The sequence below is a fragment of the Parvibaculum indicum genome (genome assembly GCF_011762095.1).
In the GTDB taxonomy this organism is placed as follows: Bacteria; Pseudomonadota; Alphaproteobacteria; order Parvibaculales; family Parvibaculaceae; genus Parvibaculum; species Parvibaculum indicum.
Genome location: NZ_JAASQO010000006.1, coordinates 221732 through 239999 on the forward strand (window position 1 = coordinate 221732; position 18268 = coordinate 239999).

At 61.5% G+C, this 18268-nt stretch carries 17 protein-coding genes; 12 read left to right on the plus strand and 5 right to left on the minus strand.

Annotated elements, in window-relative coordinates; genetic code table 11:
- Nucleotides 1–67: 67 nt before the first annotated feature.
- The gene (locus FHS78_RS09745) at nt 68–784 is read left to right on the plus strand and encodes an SDR family NAD(P)-dependent oxidoreductase (protein ID WP_167093638.1); all 717 of its coding nucleotides are present in this window, start codon (nt 68–70) and stop codon (nt 782–784) included.
- A gap of 7 nt (nt 785–791) precedes the next feature.
- Here the strand turns inward: FHS78_RS09745 and FHS78_RS09750 are convergent, their stop codons facing one another.
- Nucleotides 792–2321 carry a sensor histidine kinase gene (locus FHS78_RS09750; protein WP_167093640.1) on the minus strand — a complete coding sequence of 510 codons (1530 nt, stop codon included), beginning with the start codon at nt 2319–2321 and terminating at the stop codon, nt 792–794.
- Nucleotides 2322–2616: 295 nt separating this feature from the next.
- Here FHS78_RS09750 and FHS78_RS09755 point away from each other — a divergent pair, with 295 nt between their 5' ends.
- Together FHS78_RS09755 and FHS78_RS09760 are read left to right on the plus strand one after the other, a co-directional pair.
- A complete protein-coding gene (locus FHS78_RS09755) occupies nt 2617–3894 on the plus strand; it encodes a lytic murein transglycosylase (protein ID WP_167093642.1) in 1278 nt (425 codons plus the stop codon).
- Between the two features lie 48 nt (nt 3895–3942).
- Complete coding sequence (locus FHS78_RS09760; protein ID WP_167093644.1) at nt 3943–5148, plus strand: glycosyltransferase family protein; 1206 nt, start codon at nt 3943–3945, stop codon at nt 5146–5148.
- A 50-nt stretch (nt 5149–5198) separates the two neighbouring features.
- On the opposite strand, the gene FHS78_RS09765 is transcribed toward FHS78_RS09760, so the two are convergent.
- Nucleotides 5199–6185 (minus strand): NAD-dependent epimerase/dehydratase family protein, encoded by a 987-nt coding sequence (locus FHS78_RS09765; RefSeq protein WP_167093646.1) that lies wholly within the window; start codon nt 6183–6185, stop codon nt 5199–5201.
- Between the two features lie 332 nt (nt 6186–6517).
- Between FHS78_RS09765 and FHS78_RS09770 the strand changes: the two genes are divergently transcribed.
- The 4 genes from FHS78_RS09770 to FHS78_RS09785 are packed head-to-tail and all read left to right on the plus strand — an operon-like array spanning nt 6518 to nt 10519.
- Complete coding sequence (locus FHS78_RS09770; protein ID WP_167093647.1) at nt 6518–7936, plus strand: circularly permuted type 2 ATP-grasp protein; 1419 nt, start codon at nt 6518–6520, stop codon at nt 7934–7936.
- 21 nt (nt 7937–7957) lie between these two features.
- The gene (locus tag FHS78_RS09775; protein WP_167093649.1) at nt 7958–8899 is read left to right on the plus strand and encodes an alpha-E domain-containing protein; all 942 of its coding nucleotides are present in this window, start codon (nt 7958–7960) and stop codon (nt 8897–8899) included.
- Between the two features lie 36 nt (nt 8900–8935).
- Entirely contained in the window at nt 8936–9754 is an 819-nt protein-coding gene (locus tag FHS78_RS09780) for a transglutaminase family protein (protein ID WP_167093651.1), read from the plus strand.
- Nucleotides 9755–9775: 21 nt separating this feature from the next.
- Nucleotides 9776–10519, plus strand: a complete 744-nt coding sequence (locus FHS78_RS09785) for a proteasome-type protease (RefSeq protein WP_167093652.1) — start codon at nt 9776–9778, stop codon at nt 10517–10519.
- On the opposite strand, the gene FHS78_RS09790 is transcribed toward FHS78_RS09785, so the two are convergent.
- The 3 genes from FHS78_RS09790 to FHS78_RS09800 all read right to left on the minus strand — a co-directional run bounded on the left by FHS78_RS09790 (nt 10516) and on the right by FHS78_RS09800 (nt 13161).
- A complete protein-coding gene (locus FHS78_RS09790; protein ID WP_343041956.1) occupies nt 10516–10842 on the minus strand; it encodes a transposase in 327 nt (108 codons plus the stop codon). The two genes, FHS78_RS09785 and FHS78_RS09790, sit on opposite strands and share 4 nt — an antisense overlap.
- A gap of 301 nt (nt 10843–11143) precedes the next feature.
- Complete coding sequence (locus tag FHS78_RS09795) at nt 11144–12505, minus strand: sensor histidine kinase (protein ID WP_167093654.1); 1362 nt, start codon at nt 12503–12505, stop codon at nt 11144–11146.
- On the minus strand, nt 12502–13161 hold the full coding sequence (locus tag FHS78_RS09800; RefSeq protein ID WP_167093656.1) for a response regulator transcription factor: 660 nt from the start codon (nt 13159–13161) through the stop codon (nt 12502–12504). Before FHS78_RS09800 ends, FHS78_RS09795 begins: the two co-directional genes overlap by 4 nt.
- Before the next feature lie 143 nt (nt 13162–13304).
- On the opposite strand from FHS78_RS09800, the gene FHS78_RS09805 reads away from it, so the two are divergent.
- The 5 genes from FHS78_RS09805 (at nt 13305) to FHS78_RS09825 (ending at nt 17848) form a co-directional block, all read left to right on the plus strand.
- Entirely contained in the window at nt 13305–13601 is a 297-nt protein-coding gene (locus FHS78_RS09805) for a PepSY domain-containing protein (RefSeq protein WP_167093658.1), read from the plus strand.
- Nucleotides 13602–13774: 173 nt separating this feature from the next.
- The gene (locus FHS78_RS09810) at nt 13775–14158 is read left to right on the plus strand and encodes a PepSY domain-containing protein (RefSeq protein WP_167093660.1); all 384 of its coding nucleotides are present in this window, start codon (nt 13775–13777) and stop codon (nt 14156–14158) included.
- 38 nt (nt 14159–14196) lie between these two features.
- Nucleotides 14197–14667: a DUF2271 domain-containing protein gene (locus tag FHS78_RS09815; protein WP_167093662.1), complete on the plus strand. Its 471-nt coding sequence runs from the start codon at nt 14197–14199 to the stop codon at nt 14665–14667.
- A 12-nt stretch (nt 14668–14679) separates the two neighbouring features.
- Nucleotides 14680–16887 carry a PepSY domain-containing protein gene (locus FHS78_RS09820; protein WP_167093664.1) on the plus strand — a complete coding sequence of 736 codons (2208 nt, stop codon included), beginning with the start codon at nt 14680–14682 and terminating at the stop codon, nt 16885–16887.
- Nucleotides 16868–17848, plus strand: coding sequence for an FAD:protein FMN transferase (locus FHS78_RS09825; protein ID WP_167093666.1), 981 nt, complete (start codon nt 16868–16870; stop codon nt 17846–17848). The genes FHS78_RS09820 and FHS78_RS09825 overlap by 20 nt, the downstream gene beginning before the upstream one ends.
- Nucleotides 17849–18268 lie beyond the last annotated feature (420 nt).

Here is an 18268-nt window from a genome sequence, read left to right on the forward strand (position 1 = left end):
GAACCATGCCGAAGCCCTTTCCGTATTGTGTGGCAGGCGATATGCGAGGCCGCGAACGGAGAGACGAATGACCGTGGAACAGGAAATATCCAGGGACGGCGGACAAGCCGTCGTCATCGGTTCCAGCGGGGGGATCGGTCATGCCCTGATGGACAATCTTCAATCCGGTGGCGCGTTCAGCCGCGTTACCGGATTCTCGCGATCCAGCAATCCGGCGCTGGATACCCTTTGCGAAAAGAGCATCGCGCAGGCCGCCGCCGAGATTGCCGGGCGGAACGAGCCTCTGCGCTTACTCATCGTCGCGTCGGGTTTCCTGCATGGCGAAGGGATGCAGCCGGAAAAATCCTTCCGCGATCTCGACGCGGCAGCGCTGGCACACAGCATGGCGGTGAACGCGATCGGACCGGCGATGGTGATGAAGCACTTCCTGCCGTATTTTCCGAGGCAGGGACGGGCGATCTTTGCGGTGCTGTCGGCCCGTGTCGGCAGCATCTCGGACAATCGTCTGGGTGGCTGGTATGGCTACCGGGCATCGAAGGCCGCGCTGAACCAGTTCGTTCGGACCGGCGCGGTGGAACTGGCGCGTCGTTCGCGAGAAGCGATTTGCGTTGCCGTCCATCCGGGGACGGTGGATACCGCGCTGTCGCATCCCTTCGCCAAAAAGGGATTGAAACTCCGGACACCGGACGAGGCGGTGGTGAATATTCTGGATGTGATAGGCCGCCTGGATCCGAGCGACAGCGGCGGATTTTTCAGCTGGGATGGACGCGAGATTCCGTTCTGAGCGGTGTTCAGCCCGCAGCGCGGCCCTGTTCGCGGGTTTCCGCTTCCGTATGATTTTCTTCCGAAGCGGCTTCATGCGGCAGGTAGACGCTCACGATCGTGCCTATGCCGGGCGTGCTTTCGATTTCCAGCCGTCCGCCATGCAATTCGGCAAGGTTCTTGGAGAGCGGAAGGCCGATACCCAACCCGTCATACTGGCGCCGGTGTTCCATGTCGATCTGACCGAAATGCTCCAGGGCTGCCGGTATCTGCGTCGCGGACATGCCGATCCCGGTATCGCTCACGCGCAGGACCGTCATGCCGTTCTCTTCGCTCAGGCCGAGTTCGATCTGGCCTTGTGCGGGGGTGAATTTGATCGCGTTGCCGACCAGGTTGATCAGGATCTGCTTGATGCGTTTCCGGTCTCCATAGGCTGTTACCGGCCCGGAGGGCGTGTTGTATGTCAGGGTCAGGTGTCCCTTGAGCGCCTCGATGTTCATCATACGGAAGACATCGTCGATCATAACCTTGGCGTCGAACTCTTCTGTTGTCAGTTCGAGATCGCCCGAGGTCGTGCGCACGACATCCAGTATGTCTGAAATGATGCCCAGCAGATGCTGGCCGCTCTTGCGAATGTCGCTTGCATATTCCCGGTAATTGGGATGTCCGAGCGGGCCGAAAGTCTGGTTTTCCATCAACTCCGCAAACCCGATCACTGCGTTGAGGGGGGTTCGGAGTTCGTGGCTTGTCTGGGCAAGGAAGGCGGTTTTCGCGCGGTTGGCGCTGGAGGCTTCGAGCAAGGCGGCTTTGAGTTTCTCGGACATGCCGCGAAGCTGTTCCTGTGACTCCTCGAGCTGGGAGACATATTTGCGCAGACGTGCCGCCTCTTCCTTCTCGCGCAGCACGAGGCGCCGGTCGACGAGCGAGATCGTGATCGCGATGATGACGATCGTGGCCGTCGTGATGGCAATGCCGACCGCGATCCAGTCGCCGGGGACCATGTTTTGGGGGAGGACGATACGAGGGTCCGGTGCGATGCTCATCGCCGTCATGCCGGTGAAGTGGAGTGCCATGATGGCGATCGCCAGGGCTGCCGTGCCGGAAAGTCGCCGCGAAAGGCTGTTGCCGCTGGTCATGAGGAGCATGGCCGGCACTGAAAACGCGACGGACGAGATGACGGATGCGACGACGAAGTCCCGTGACCATGTGATATGGGCAGCGATGTCCAGGCCGCTAACGCCCACATAGTGCATGGTCGATATGGCAAGGCCGAGGATCGCGCCTCCCGCTGCTATACCGGCCCGAGAGGTGCTGTGGCGCAGGGCGACCAGAAACGCCACCCATGAAAGCGCTATTGCGGCGAGCGCTGAAATCAGGGTGCGTTCGATGTCAAAACCGATCGAGAGACCCGGCGCGTAGCCGAGAATGGCGACGAAATGTGTCGCCCATGTTCCGCTGCCAGCAACGAAGGCCGCACCGCCTATCCATGCCTGAACGATCCAGCCATGCGCATCGCGCACACGTCCGATCAGGCTGACGGTTGTCAGGCAGGACAGCATGCATATGGTCGCAGCCAGTAGAACGAAGTCCGGACTATGTTGTGTGGTGACGCAGTTTATGACCGAGAACAAGACATACTCCCTGAACACCCACAAAATGCGCGAGAGTTGCTTAATCGCGGCTTAAAGGGGCAGCGTGGCGGGCGAATCTTAAGTAACCTTTGCTCACACGCGGGCGAGAGCTGCCTTGGCTGTTTTCTTTTTGGGACACCGTGATAGCGTTTGCTTCAGGTGCAGGGTGGCGCGTTTCGGGTTGTCCGAAAGGCGAAGAGGCGTGAGAGGACCGAGTTTCGGAATGAAAGACCTGATCCGGACGGGAATCCTTGGGGTGGTTTCCCTTGGGGTGGTTTTCCTGAGTTTTTCGGCATATGGACCACCCGCCGCGCAGGCCGCAACGGGCATTTCCGCGCCGATCCCTCTGGTGTCGCCGAGAACGCCCGCCGATCCCGCCTTTACGGCCTGGGTGAAGTCGTTCCGCAAGGAAGCCCTGGCAGCGGGGGTAAAAGCGCCGGTCTATGACCGGGCCATGAGCGGGCTCAACCCCGATCCCGACGTGATCGCCGCGGACCGCAACCAGCCGGAATTCTCAAAACCGGTCTGGGGCTATCTTGAAAGCGCGCTTTCCGACAAGCGTGTGTCCAATGGACAGGCGATGCTGCGTTCCCATGAAAAGGCGCTTGCCCGCATCGAAAAAGCCTATGGCGTAGACCGCCGGGTCGTGGTGGCGATCTGGGGGCTGGAATCAGCCTATGGCGAGTTTACGGGATCGCTCCATGTCCTGCGCTCTCTGGCGACGCTGGGCTATGACGGGCGGCGCGAGGCATTCGCCAAGTCGCAGTTGATCGCCGCGCTGAAGATCATTCAGGCAGGCGACATCACGCCGGAACGCATGATGGGGTCATGGGCGGGTGCCATGGGCCAGACGCAATTCATTCCCACCACCTATCTCATCCATGCCGTCGATTTCGACGGCGATGGGCGGCGTGATATCTGGAACAGTGCGAACGATGCACTGGCCTCCACCGCTCACCTTCTCTCGCGCTCCGGCTGGAAGACCGGCAAGGGGTGGGGCTATGAGGTGAGGCTACCGTCCGGATTCGACTATGCCCAGGCGGACAGGTCGAACCGGCGCAGCATCGCGCAATGGCGCGCGATGGGGGTACGCATGGCCGATGGCGGGGCTCTGCCCGCGCGCGACGACGCTCAATCCGCCGCCATCCTCCTGCCCTCGGGGCACAGGGGGCCCGCCTTTCTGGTTCTGCCGAACTTCAAGGCAATCCTCGCTTATAACAACTCGACCTCCTATGCGCTGGCGGTCGGGCTGTTGTCGCAAAGGTTTGTCGGGCGCGGCGAGATCGCCAGCGACTGGCCGAGGGACGAGCGGCCGCTGAAGCGTAGCGAACGCGAGGCATTGCAGCGTGCACTGACCAACGCCGGATACGACACCAAGGGCGTGGACGGGATCGTCGGATACAATACGCGCCAGGCGATCCGGCGATACCAGAAGGCACACGGGTTACCGGCGGACGGACATCCCAACGAGCGCTTGCTGCGGAAACTGAATTCCCGCTGACCGATAGAGAGTATCTCTGTTCAGAGGGTATTTCGTCGGGAGTCTACAATGAACAAAGTGCTCATTCTCGACCCTGTTTGCCGTTTCGTTTACGGGCATCATTACCCCACTACAAAATCCTTGCTGAATTCCTTTCCGGACAAGTCATGTTATGTGGCTATCCATCGTAAAGCATCGTCAGCGATCAAGTTCGACGACGATGTGACGGTCTGGAACTGGCCGGATGTGAGAACCTTGAGCCGACGGATTTTCAAGTGGGTCGAACATACCGCGCACTATCGATCGGTTGCGAGATCGCGCAATGCAAAAGCGATGTTGCACTTTGCCCAAAGCGCCCAATTGGGGGCCAACGATACCATTATCTTTCATACCGCTTGGCCGCATCAGGCCGGTAGCCTAGCCATGTTCGCACAAAAGGTCGGGCGTGATGGTCCGGCCATGCATTTCCGTGTCATCGGCGAGAGCGCGCCTGATAATCTCATGCAGGAATATGAGGAGGGACTTTCTCTCCTTGCGAAAGCAGCCCGTGAACTCCCCAATCTTCACCTTTACTCCGAAACAGTAGAGATGGGGATCAAGCTGGAAACTTCGTATGGATTTCCGCCGGTGCGCCAATGGCTCACTCCGATGAATATCCGTGACGGGGCACTCACCGCAAAGACCGATCCGCAAGACTGTTTTGTTGTGGGCATGCTTGGAGGGAAACGTAAAGAACAGGGCACCGACCTGATTCCCGACATCGTCAGATCGCTGGCGGAAGGCCAACAGCGGACAGGTGTGAGGCGCATTCGAATTCTTCTGCAGAAACCGGCTGGACTGGATTCCGATTCCCGTGGATCGGACGAGGCGATGCGTTTCATGGCGTCACTAGAGCAGCTCGAATTGTCTGACATGCTGGAACTCGATTTCCTGGATCCAGAGCTGAGTTCGGCAGCATTTGCAGATGCGATCGGGCGTTCCCACGTTCTCGTTCTGCCCTACGACATCCACTCATACCGGAGCCGAGGTTCGGGGATGATCATCGAAGCCGCGATGTGCGGGACGCCGGTAGTCGTTACCAAAGGCTTTGCGATGGCGGATTGGCAGGAAATCGCCGGATCTCCAGCGGCAAGCAACATAGGTGAATATGCTGATGCCATTCTCGCTGTTGCGCAGAATTATCAGCGCTACCGCGATGGCGCGGTAAAGGCAGGGCAAGCCATGCGGCATGTCATGGCGGAACGTATCGAAAAAATTCGCGCCGGTTCGTACTAGTCGACGCAGAGCCTGGAGCCTGGCGCTCGATATATTCGGTTCGCTGAGTTTTACGCTTGGCGTTCGTTTGCGGGCATGTCTTGCGATGCCACTTGAGCGGCAATCCAGGCATAGATCGATTCAAGCCCCTCTCGAAGCGGTCGCGACGGTGCCCATCCGAGCTTCTCGCGGATCAGACGATTGTCGGAATTGCGGCCACGCGCGCCTTCGGGGCCGGGAATGAAACGCTTTCCTATCTTTTTTCCCGAAATCGAGATGTACATGTCCGCCAGCGCGCTGATCGAAATCATTTCCTCGGACCCGATATTGGCCGGGCCGCTCCAGTCCGAGCGCATCAGGCGCAACGTTCCCTCTAGGCACTCGTCGATGTAAAGGAACGACCGCGTCTGCTTGCCGTCTCCCCAGATCTCGATCTGGCCACCATCGGGCGTTTCGGCGACTTTGCGGGCGAGCGCGGCCGGTGCTTTCTCCTTGCCGTTGTTCCAGGCACAATTAGGCCCGAAAATGTTGTGATAACGCGCTATACGGACGGCCATATCGAAATTGCGCGCGTAAGCGATATAGAGGCGCTCGGCAAAGAGTTTCTCCCAACCATATTCACTGTCGGGATCAGCAGGGTAGACGCTGTCTTCAGCACAATTCGGGTTCAACGGATCGATCTGGTTTCGTTGCGGATAGACGCAAGCGGAGGAGGCGAAGAAAATGCGCCGGGCGTTGTTTCGGCAGGCAGCTTCCAGAACATTAAGATTGATCAACGCAGAGTTGCGCATGACTTCGGCGTCGTTGTCGCCGGTGAACAGGTATCCGGCGCCTCCCATATCCGCAGCAAGCTGATAAATCTCGTCGAAAGGCTGGTCGATCACCTCGGCGACGAAGGAAGGATCCCGCAAATCGCCGACGATCAGTTTCCTGATGGAATGCTCGACATATCCATTCGGTTCGATGTCGACTGCCCGAACATTGTGCCCTTCTTCCATGAGGCGTCGGGTCAGGTGTGATCCGATAAATCCGGTAGCGCCGCAGACAAGTACTTCCATCGTTCGAGGTCCAGCTTTCGATTTCGGCCCTCAGGCGGACCGGGAGCGTCGTGATTTCAGAGGCCGCCCCACCGCCTTGGGAGAAGGCCAGCCATAGTGGGTTTTCCCGGGTTCGCCAACCGAGGAGGTGTCCGGCTCTGGCCGATTATGCCGCTTTCAAGTGCGGCCTGCACTTTTCATCGTCACTCGACTGCCCGGTTAGCGATCAGCCTTGCCCAAGTCACAGGACTTTTGCGATGGTCATGTGCATGGCACCGCTCTTGCTCTTTCATTGGGTTAAGAAATCGGTCTAGGCTTGGTGAACTGGCCAGAGGAAGCAAACGGGAGATGTGATGGCGCCTGCCATCTTTGACGAAATGGGAGCCGAGGGCGCCGAGCCGCGCCCGGCCTACCGCGTTCTGAAGGACTGGCTGGACCAGATCCCTCTCGATGTCCTCACCCTCCGCCGAGAAGAGGCGGAGACATTCTTCCGGCGGATCGGCATTACTTTCGCCGTCTATGGCGAGGGAGGCGACCCGGAACGGATCATTCCTTACGACATCATTCCGCGTATTCTGGAAGCGGCGGAGTGGGAGCAGATTTCGGCCGGTCTCGTCCAGCGGGTGAATGCGCTTAATGCCTTCATTGCCGACGTGTACGGGGCGCAGGAAATTCTGAAAGCCGGGATCGTGCCGTCCGAGCATGTCCTGCTCAACGAGACTTATCGCCATCAGATGCAGGGCGTCCAGCTGCCCCACAATGTCTACACCCATATTGCGGGTATCGATATGGTGCGCGTCGGGCCGGAGGAGTTCTACGTCCTCGAGGACAATTGCCGCACGCCGTCCGGCGTCTCCTACATGCTGGAAAACCGGGAAATCAGTATGCGGCTCTTTCCCGATCTCTTCGAGCGCTACCATGTCGCACCGGTAGACCATTATTGCGACGACCTTCACCACACGCTCGCTTCGGTTGCGCCGCGCAATTGCGAGAGCGAGCCGACCGTCGTCGTGATGACGCCCGGCATCTACAATTCCGCCTATTACGAGCATGCCTTTCTGGCCGACCAGATGGGCGTGGAACTTGTGGAGGGACCCGACCTCTATGTGAAGGACGACATCGTTTATATGCGCACCACGCAGGGGCCGAAGCGCGTGGATGTGATCTATCGGCGCGTGGATGACGATTTCCTCGACCCGCTTGCCTTCCGCGCGGATTCCGCGCTTGGTGTGCCCGGTATCATGCAGGCCTATCGCGCCGGCAATGTGAACCTTGCCAATGCTGTGGGAGCCGGGATCGCCGACGACAAGGCGATCTACACCTATGTGCCCAAAATGGTGGAGTTCTATCTGGGCGAAAAGCCGATCCTCAAAAACGTGCCGACATGGCGCTGTAGCGAGAAGGACGACCTTGCCTATGTGAAGGAGCATTTGGCCGAACTCGTCGTGAAAGAGGTTCACGGGTCGGGCGGATACGGCATGCTGGTGGGCCCGAAGGCGACGAAGGAAGAGATTGCGAAATTCGCCCATGCGCTGGAAAAGGCGCCGGAGAAATATATCGCGCAGCCTACGCTTGCGCTCTCGACCTGTCCCACCTTCGTCAATGAGGGTGTGGCGCCGCGCCATGTCGATCTGCGGCCCTTCATTCTGTCGGGCCGGGAAACCCGGGTCGTGCCGGGCGGGCTGACCCGCGTTGCCATGCGGGAAGGGTCGCTGGTCGTCAATTCAAGTCAGGGCGGCGGCACAAAGGATACCTGGGTTTTGAAGAGTTGAAGGGAGCGCCGGAACGCCGATATGCTGAGCCGTACCGCCGACAATCTCTACTGGATCTCGCGCTATATGGAGCGCGCGGAAAACCTCGCCCGTATCCTGCGCGTCACCGACCGGTTGTCCTTGATGCCGGCGATTGCGGAATCGGATGGCAATGAATGGCATTCGACCATCGTCGTCGCGGGCCTGGAGGACATGTTCTACGAACGGTATGACGAGGCGACGCCGGAAAGTGTGATTTCCTTTCTGGCCTTCGATCAGGAGAACCCGTCTTCCATCCGAAATTGCATCGAGACGGCGCGCCGCAATGGTCGCGCGGTGCGTACCGCTCTGACTACGGAACAATGGGAGACCTTGAATACGACGTGGCTCGAACTGCCGGGCTGGAACGAGAACCGTGTGCGCGGCAGCGGATTGAACCGTTTCCTCGACTGGGTGAAGGACCGGTCGCTGCTGTTTCACGGTGCAACGGTTGCGACCATGCTGCGCCGTGACAGCTATTTTTTTTCGCGGCTGGGGACGTTCATTGAACGGGCGGACAATACGGCACGCATCGTTGATGTGAAGTATCACATCCTTCTGCCCGACGAGGCGGAGGTGGGCGGCGGTATCGATTATTATCAATGGGCCTCCATCCTCCGGGCCGTGTCGGGCTATCGCAGCTACAATTCCGTTTATCGGCAGGGGCTGAAGCCGGGACTTATCGTCGAGTTCCTGACGCTGCGCGAGGAAATGCCAAGATCCCTGGCAAGCTGTGCGCTGGGCATCAAGGAGAGCCTCGACCATCTGGCGGAACAGTATGGCCAGCGTCACGAGTGCCATCGTATGGCCGGGCAGATCCATTCCCGGCTTCGCTTCGGCCAGGTGGACGACATATTCCGGCAGGGCCTGCACCAGTTTCTGTCGGAGCATATCGAGAACAACAACCGTCTCGCCTATGAGATCAGCCGGGCGTATCTTTTCTAGGTTCCATCAGGACGAATTCAGGATCCGACGCCGGCCATGCGCATCCATCTGCAACATGAAACGACCTATCGCTATGAGTTCGAGGCGTCCTATGCCTTGCAGGCGCTGCGCCTGACGCCGCTGGACAATGGAAATCAGAAAATCCTGGACTGGCGGATCGGTACGCAGTGGGGCGCGACCATGACCTATGGGCGCGATGCTTATGGCAATGTGCTGAACATGCTGACGATGGACCGGGCCCATACCGAACTGACGCTGACGTTGACCGGCGAAGTGGAGACGCAGGACGCCAATGGCGTGCTCTCCGGAGTTCCGGAATATTTTCCACCGCTTTTCTATCTCCGTGAAACGGAACTGACCGAGCCGGACGAGCCGATCGAGGCTCTGGCGCAGGCCGCGAAAGAGGCCTCGGACGGTTCCCCGCTTGATCTGGGTCACCAGCTGATGGGCGCCGTGCGAGATGCCATCGACTACCAGACCGGCTCGACGGATGTGGCGACAAAGGCGGGCGAAGCCTTGGCGGCGGGCAATGGCGTCTGCCAGGACCATGCGCATGTGTTCATCTCCGCCGCGCGGGTTCTCGGTGTCCCGGCGCGCTACGTCAGCGGTTATCTCTGGGGGGGCGACGGGGAGGCATACGAGGCTAGCCATGCATGGGCTGAAGCCTATATTGATGGGCTTGGCTGGGTTGGATTCGATGTTGCCAACCGGCTCTGCCCGACCGACGCTCATATCCGCGTGGCCTCCGGCCTCGACTATTTCGAGGCGGCCCCGGTGCGGGGTGTCCGGCGCGGCGGCGGGAACGAAACGCTGGAAGTGCGCCTTGTCGTGGATGACAAGGTCATCCAGCAATAGGCGGACATCCGGAGACAGAAAATGACCTATTGCGTGGCGCTGCGCCTTAAGGAAGGGCTGGTGATGCTGGCCGACACGCGCACCAATGCCGGCGTCGACAATATTTCCACCTTCCGCAAGCTCACCGTGATCGAACATCCGGGCGAGCGCGTGATCAGCATCATGACGGCAGGCAATCTGGCGGTCAGCCAGGCGGCGGTGAATATCGCGCTTGAGCAGGGTATCGCCCCTCGCCCGGGCGAGGAGCCGATGACGCTTCACACCGTACCGTCCATGGTGCGTGCGGCGCAGCTGATGGGGCAGGCGGTGCGGGAAGTGTACCGGACCGACGGTCCGTCGCTCGAAGCGCAGGCCGGCGATTTCAGCGTGTCGATATTGTTGGCGGGCCAGGTCGGCCAGGGCGAGATGCGGCTTTTTCAGGTCTATTCTGCCGGCAATTATATCGAGGCGACGGAAGACACGCCCTTCCTGCAGATCGGCGAGCACAAGTACGGCAAGCCGATCATCGACCGCGCGCTACATTACGATACGCCGCTCGATGACGGGTTGAAACTTGCGTTGATTTCCATGGATTCGACCATGCGCTCCAACCTGTCCGTCGGTATGCCGATCGATCTGATGGTCTATCGGCGGGATGCGCTGAAAGTGGCGATGACACGGCGGATTTCCGAAGATGATGAGTATTTCCGCGGGTTGCGTCAGTCCTGGTCGGATGCGCTGACAAAGGCATATCGGGCCATTCCCGAGCCGGGCTGGGAATTTTAGGCCTTAGACTCATAAGCGCGTAGCCAGATGCGTATTGAAGCGAGCTTGATCATGGCCATGAAGGTCGATCCGAGCTTGTCGTATCTGGTGGCGATGCGGCAGAAGAACTTGAGCTTGTTGAAGAACCTCTCGACGAGGTTTCGTTCCCGGTAGAGCCTGGGCGAAAAGCAGGGCTTCCATTTTCGGTTTGCTTTGGCGAGGATATTGGACGTGGCGCCCTGATCCTCGATTTGCCGCCTGATCCAGTCGGCGTCGTAGGCCTTGTCGGCGAGAATCAACTGGCCTTTTTGCTGCCCAGACAACAGCTCTCGCGCCGTCCACACATGCTTCTGGTGATTGAAGCTCGAGGCTTCGTCAGTTTGACTGGATGAAAGCTGGGTTTTGTTATGCTGCCGACTTTTACCCTCCAGGCAGAGGGAGCATCGCTTTTGGCTACTGGCAGTCGTTTGTCCGGCTGCAATGAAGTCATTTTGTCGACCGTTTTCAGAGCATTTTTGCTGAATCAATATTGAAGTAGACAAAAATATAATGATCCAAAGCCCGTCCAGGTCTGAGTGCTATCTTTAAGTTCTAGAGTTATTTTACTTATTTTCTGAAAGATTTATTGCCTGTATCCAAGTAATTTTACTCTATCATTTTGGTTTCTTCGGGGCGAGAAGCGTCTGTTGGTAATCTGATGGTCGCCTGAAATCCTGATGACGCACCCGGGCGCGGCGACTCCAGGACGAGCGCGCTTCCGATCCGATCCGCTATGGCCGCGACGATGGCAAGGCCCAGCCCGCTACCATCAGCGCTTGCGCCCGCCCGCTCGAAGCGAGCGGTCAGGCGCTCCAGAGTGTCACGCGGCAGGACGGGACCGTCATTCGCGACGATCAACTGCCCATCCGAAGTAAGGGTCACATCGACCGGAGCGTTCTCCGCTCCATGACGCAGAGCATTCTCCATGAGATTTCGACACAGGATTCCGAAGGCATCAGGGTCGAGGTCCGACATGACCGGCGCCTCCGGAAGCGTCAACGCGATGCGCCCCGGTGTGCCCGCGCGGTCGAGGTCCTTCACCATGACGCGCGCGACATCTCTCAGGTCTGCGCTTCTGTCCAGGCGAAGGCGTCCGCCTTCTGCACGGGCAAGCTGTATGAGGCGCTCGGAGAGTTGTGTCAGCCGCTTGAGCGTGACTTCAATTTCCAAAGCCTGAGATTCGACACCCGAGTCACGTGTTTCCGCCCGAAGCCGCTGTGCCTGGGCGATGGCGCCTGCCAGCGGCGTGCGCAGCTCATGCGCGGCATTGGCCGCGAAGCTGCGCTCGGCCTCAAAGGCCTCGCGTAGGCGGGTCAACAGGCTGTTCAGGGTCGCGGTCAGTGGTCCGATTTCTGCCGGTAAATCGTCCGCAGGAATCTCGGAAAGGTCATGGGTGCCGCGCGACTCCAGTCTTGCGCGGAACCGGCGCAATGGATCGAGGCTGAAGCGAATGGCCAGTATGATCGCCGCCAGCGCAACGGGCAACAGGATCAATAGCGGCAGCCCGAGGCCGAGCTGGATCTCCCGCGCGACCGCCATGCGATGTGCAAGCGCTTCTGCGACGGTTATTCTGATCGTCCCCTGAAGCGCCGCGTCGCTGTAGAGCCGGTGAGTGGCGGTCTGACTGAATCCCGGGCCCTCATACGGTGGGAAGATGGCCGGGTCTGCTGAATGCGATTGTTGCAGGATGCGGCCTTCGGCATCGCGCACGATATAGGTGAGTAACTCGTCATGCGCCCGTATCGGCGCGAGCCGTTGCGTTGTCCCCGACTGTTCACGCCCGACAATCTCGGTCACGGCGACGGGCAGGATGCGCTCGGCGGTCTCGCGCAATGCGCTGTCGAAGACCTCGTTCATATCCGCGCGGATGATCACGCTCGTGACCGTTGCGGTCAGCAGCCACAGGACCGTCAGCACGAGGCCGGCCGACAGGACAAGTCTTGCCTGAAGACTGTACGGCCGTCTCATGGTCTGGCCAGCCTGTAGCCCATGCCGCGCTCGGTCTCGATGACGGCGTTCCCGAGTTTCTTGCGCAGGCGGCTGACATGGACCTCGATGGTGTTGCTTTCGACCTCGGCGTCGAAGGCGTAGAGCTTCTCTTCCAGTTGCGCCTTGGACAGAAGCTGCCCCGGGCGCGCGAGGAAGGCTTCGAGCAGCGCCCATTCCCGCGCCGTAAGCTGAACGGGCTTGCCGTCGCGGCGAACGCTCCGCGCCGCCAGGTCGATCTCGAGCGGGCCATGGGTGATGATGGGGTTCGGGTTGCCCGAATAGCGCCGGGCGACCGAGCCGATCCGGGCCGAGAGTTCGGAAAGGTCGAAAGGCTTCACGAGGTAGTCGTCGGCGCCCGCATTCAGCCCCTCGATCCTGTCTGACACCTGGTCGAGCGCTGTCAGGATGATAACGGGCGTCACGTCGCCCCTTGTACGCAGGCTCTTCAGGAGCCCGATGCCGCGCCCGTCCGGCAGCATAAGATCGAGCAGGATCAGGTCATAGGATGTGGCTTTTACCGCATCGTCCGCTGCGTCGAGGCGCGTGACCCAGTCCACCGAGTGCCCATCGGCGGCAAGCTGGTCGCGTACAGCGGCGCCCAGAACCGTGTCGTCCTCGATCAGCAGGATACGCATGGTCGTCCTCGTCTTTCCCGGTGACCCTCCATGACCCGTCAGGCTGACGCGAACCTGAAGAGGGCCGGCCCGCCTCGTCAGGCTGCCGTCAGCTTCGCCGCGCATGACTTGCATCAGGATGACCCCAGCGGGAAGTTTGGCTCATGAAGAAGACATTGACAATTCTCTGCTTTCTCGCGGTTTTTCCGGCCGGCGTCGTGCTGGCCGATGACGAGTGCCTGGTGCCGATGGCTGACTGGCAGCCGCGCGATGCCGTCGTCCGGCTGGCCGAGGAGAACGGCTGGACGGTGCGCCGTATCAAGATCGACGATGGCTGCTATGAAGTCGATGGCCGCGACGCGGAGGGGCGCCGGATCGAAGCAACCGTCCACCCGGCCACGCTTCAGGTGATCGAGTTGGAGTACGAGGACGACGACGATCGCCCCGCTTCGGGATCGTAAGGAGGCGATAGTGACTGACACGAGCGCGCAGGGCGCGCTGCAAACGAGCCTCGCTCTCACCGGCGGGGCCTTTTTCTTCCTGACGGAAAGCTGAAGCGGGAATCGCTCCGCCGTCAGGAAGCCCTCAGCTTGGCTCTGCAGATTGGTCTCAGCAGACGAAAGGAAACCCTGCCATGAACAAGACACTGACCGTATTTGCCTTTGCCTTTGCAGCGCTTCTGCCCGCGGGCGCGGCGCTCGCAGACGACAACGATTGCGCCGTGCCCCGCAGCCAATGGCAGCCGCGCGAGGCCGCGCTGCAGGTGGCGCGGGACACTGGCTGGACCGTGCACGATTTCGAGGTTGACGATGGTTGCTATGAGATCGAGGGCCGCGACGGCGATGGCCGCAAGATCGAGGTCAAGCTCGATCCGGCAACGCTGCAGATCGTGGTGATCGACCACGAGGACGACGACGAACGTGGCGGCGCAAGCAATCCCGCACCGTCAGGTTCGGTGGCACCGCCGAAGAACGGTCTCTTCGGAAACGGAGCTCCTCCGCGGGTCCAGATGAACTGAGCCGCTCCGCAGCACCTCTCCGAACAAGGATCCATCCGATGAAATCGTTTCTTGCAACGCTCGCGCTCACCACCGCGCTGACGCTTCCCGGCGTCGCCATGGCGCGGCCCGTGACGCTTACCACGACCCTCAACAATTACGGTGGTGACGGGGCCTATCTGGCATTCTACGTCACCGATGCCTCGGACGCCTATGTCGGCAGTCTCTGGATGGCCGGCGACAAGTCCAAATACTACAAGCATCTGAGCGACTGGTACCGCGCCACCGGCGGTGACACCGCGCAGGTGAACGGCATCACCGGCGCCAGCGTCGGCGCGGGGCGTAAACTGGAGATCACGCTCGACCTTGCCGATGCGCTGTTCGATGCGGGCTACACGCTCCATATCGACGCGGCCGTCGAGGACATGCGGGACAGCCCCAACGAGGTGGCCGTCCCGCTCACGACCGCTGGCGCGGGCACGCCTGTGAACGGACGCCGCTACATCGCCAGCTTCAACTACGACATGTGAGGAGCGGAGGCTATGATCCGTGCACTCCATCGCTGGCCGGGCCTTCTGGCCCTCGCGCTCGTCACCATCCTCGCCCTGAGCGGCGCGGCGCTGTCGGTCTTCCCTGCGGCCGAGCGCATCGCCACGCCGCAGGCGGAGGCCGGCCTGACGGTCGCCATCCTCGCAGACCGCATCCAGACGGCCTATCCTGGCGTCGAGCAGATCCGCCGGTCGCCCTCAGGCCGGATCACCGCCTACTGGTTCGATCAGGGCGAACCGGGTGCGGCTGTCATTGACCCGGCAACGGGCAAGGGCGTGGCCTCGGCCGACCCCAACCAGGTCGAACGCTGGCTGACGAACCTGCACCGTTCGCTGTTCCTCGGGGATGGCGGGCGCATCGCCATGGCCACGGGGGCGGCGGCGATGCTGGTCCTCTCGCTTTCGGGCGCGGCGCTGGTCGCGCGGCGGGCGGGCGGCGGGCGGAACTGGTTCGCCCCCTTGCGCGGGCCGCTAGCCGGCCGGCTGCATGTCGAGATCGCCCGCATCGCCGTGATCGGCCTCGTCCTGTCCTCTACGACCGCCCTGTGGATGACGGCCTCAACCTTCGATCTGCTCCCCGACGGCGGCGCGGTGCCCGCCATGTCGGCCGAGGTGAGCGGCGAGATGGGGTTCGCTCTGGATCAGATGCCAGCCCTGAGGCAGACGCCCGTCGCCGAGCTGCGCGCGCTGAGCTTTCCCTATCCTGGCGATGCGACGGACGTACTTACGCTGAAGACGGATCGGGGAACCGGGGACCTCGATCAGGGCACCGGTGCACTCCTTGGCTGGGCCGACCTGAGCGGCTGGGAGCGCATCTCGGAAACCATCTACATGTTGCACACCGGTCAGGGCGCGGCGACGCTCGGCCTTGTGCTCGGGCTCATGGCGCTCGGCGTGCCCGCGATGGGCGCAACCGGCGTTCTGGTCTGGCTTGCCGGGCGGCGCGGCCGGCCGCGTATCCGGGGCAATGGGCCCGCCGGGCGTGCCGAGACGATCCTGCTTGTCGGCAGCGAGGGCGGCAGCACATGGGGCTTCGCAGCGACCCTGCACGCCGCGTTGACGGAAGCCGGGCAGAGCGTCCATGTCGGCGCGATGTCGGGCTTCGCGCCGGAGCGCTACACTCAGGCGGAGCGGATCATCCTGCTCGCCGCGACTTATGGCGACGGCGCGGCGCCGGCCTCTGCCAAGGGGTTCCTCGATCGGTTGAACGCCGCCGATCTCGTACCTGACATTCCTCTGGCCGTGCTCGGTTTCGGTGACAAGAGCTTTCCCGCTTATTGCGCCTTCGCCAAGGCTGCCGCAGCCGCCGCTGAAGCGAAGGGCTGGCCTGAACTCATGCCCCTCGACACGGTCGACCGCCAGTCGCCGCAGCACTTTGCCCGCTGGGGTCGCGCGCTCGGACAGGCTCTCGGCATTGACCTCGACCTTTCGCACCAACCTGTCCTGCCGAAAACCGGGACTCTGACCCTCGTCTCACGGCGCGACTACGGCGCTGAGGTTCAGGCCCCGACGGCGATCCTGCGCTTCGGCCTGCCGCGCGTCTCGTTCTGGCAGAGGCTGACCGGGGCCGGGTTCGCCCGGTTCGACGCCGGCGACCTGATCGGTGTCGTGCCGGAAGGCAGCACTGTCCCGCGGCTCTACTCGCTGGCCTCCGCGCGCCAAGACGGGTTCGTCGAGATCGTCGTGAGGAAACATCCCGGCGGCCTCTGCTCGGGTCAGCTCACGGCGCTGGAGCCGGGTGACAGGGTTACGGCCTTCCTTCGCCGCAACCCCGGTTTCCGTCCGTGTCGGGGCCAAGCGCCCTTGATCCTGATTGGCGCCGGGACCGGTATCGGGCCGCTCGCGGGCTTCGTGCGCGGCAATACGCGGCACAGGCCCGTCCACCTCTTCTTCGGTATGCGCCATCCTGACAGCGACTTCTTCTACGGCGACGAGATGCCCGCCTGGCAGGAAGAGTACCGTTTGACCCGGCTGGTCACGGCCGTCTCTCGCAGAGAGCGCCCCCAATATGTGCAGGATGCGCTGCGCAGCGAAGCGGCGCAGGTCGCGCAGCTCGTCCGGGACGGAGCCCGCGTCATGGTCTGCGGCGGGCGTGATATGGCGGCGGGCGTTGCCGATGCGCTGGCCGATATCCTCGCACCGACCGGGCTCACGCCGGCTGTGCTGAAAGCGGAGGGGCGATATGTCGAAGACGTCTATTGAGGCGGCGCGCATCGCTCTGAACGGCCTAACCATGGGCACGCGCTGGTCGGCGTTGTTCTTCGAGGAACAGGGCATCGACACGGACGCGGTCCAGACCGCGCTTCAGGCAGCTGTCGATGAGGTTGATGCCCAGATGTCGACATGGAAGCCCGGCAGCGACTTGATGCGCCTCAACGCAGCGCCCGTTGGCGAATGGGTGACGGTGCCCGCGCATCTCCTGCATGTCCTGCGCCTGGGCCTCGAGATTGGCCGCGCATCGGGCGGAGCGTTCGACATCGGCATGGGCGATGCGGTGACAGCCTGGGGGTTCGGCCCGAAGGCCGCGGCGCCTGCGAGCATTCGCGCCGCGATGGCGGCGCGACGCCGTCCGGCGCATGAGGTCCTGGAGATCGACGGTGCCCGTGTGCGCAAGTCCTCGCCCGTCGCGCTCGACCTGAACGGCATCGCCAAGGGCTACGGGGTCGACCGACTGGCCGAGACCCTGCGCGACTGCGGGATCGGCAACGCCCTCGTCGGCATCGATGGCGAGATGCGCGCGCTCGGCCTTCGGCCGGACGGAGAGGCATGGACCATCGCTGTCGAGGGGCCGGATGCCGAGCGTCGGATGCCCCATTCGATCCTTTCGCTTCAGGATGCTGCCGTGGCGACCTCCGGCGATTACCGTCACTGGGTCGAGGTGCAGGGGCGGCGCTTGTCGCACACGATGGACCCTATCCGTGGCGCGCCCCTGATCGCGTCGCCTGCCTCCGTCACCGTTGTAACCCGCACCTGTTTAGAGGCGGATGCCTGGGCGACGGCGCTCATGGTGCTCGGCCCCGACAGAGGCTCGGCACTCGCAAGAAAACGAGGCCTCGACGCTTTGTTCCTCCTGCGCGACGATAAAGGCAGTGTAAGGGGGGTGGGAGTCGGACAACTGTTTTCCGAAGGGCCTGCGGCAATCGTCTCAGCCGAGGGCAGGTGAGCCGCATTGAGCAGACCGGTACCCGATCGCTTCAAGAGCGCCGTGCTGCTGCTGGCCGCGACGGGCCTGATCACGGATCTTGCGCTTTCTTTTGTGCCTTTGCTGACAAGGTCGATATAGTGAACCTTGTCTGGTTCGCCGGAGCCATTTCTTCGATCTCCGTGCGCCCTACCTGATCCCGCTTCCCTTTGAGATCGCACTTATAAGTTAGCTCTGTTCAGTGTTTTCTTCTTGGTCGATCGCTTGTGATACTCCCAAGGGGCTTTAACAGTCGCCTCTTGACTTATTCTTATATTGTCATAAATCATCAAAATGATGAAGAGGTTAGAGCGGTTTCATCATAAAAGGAATCGTCAGGGGATTCCCACGGGGGACGACACATGATTCTGTATCCCGAGGCAGATCGGGAGGCAGATATGG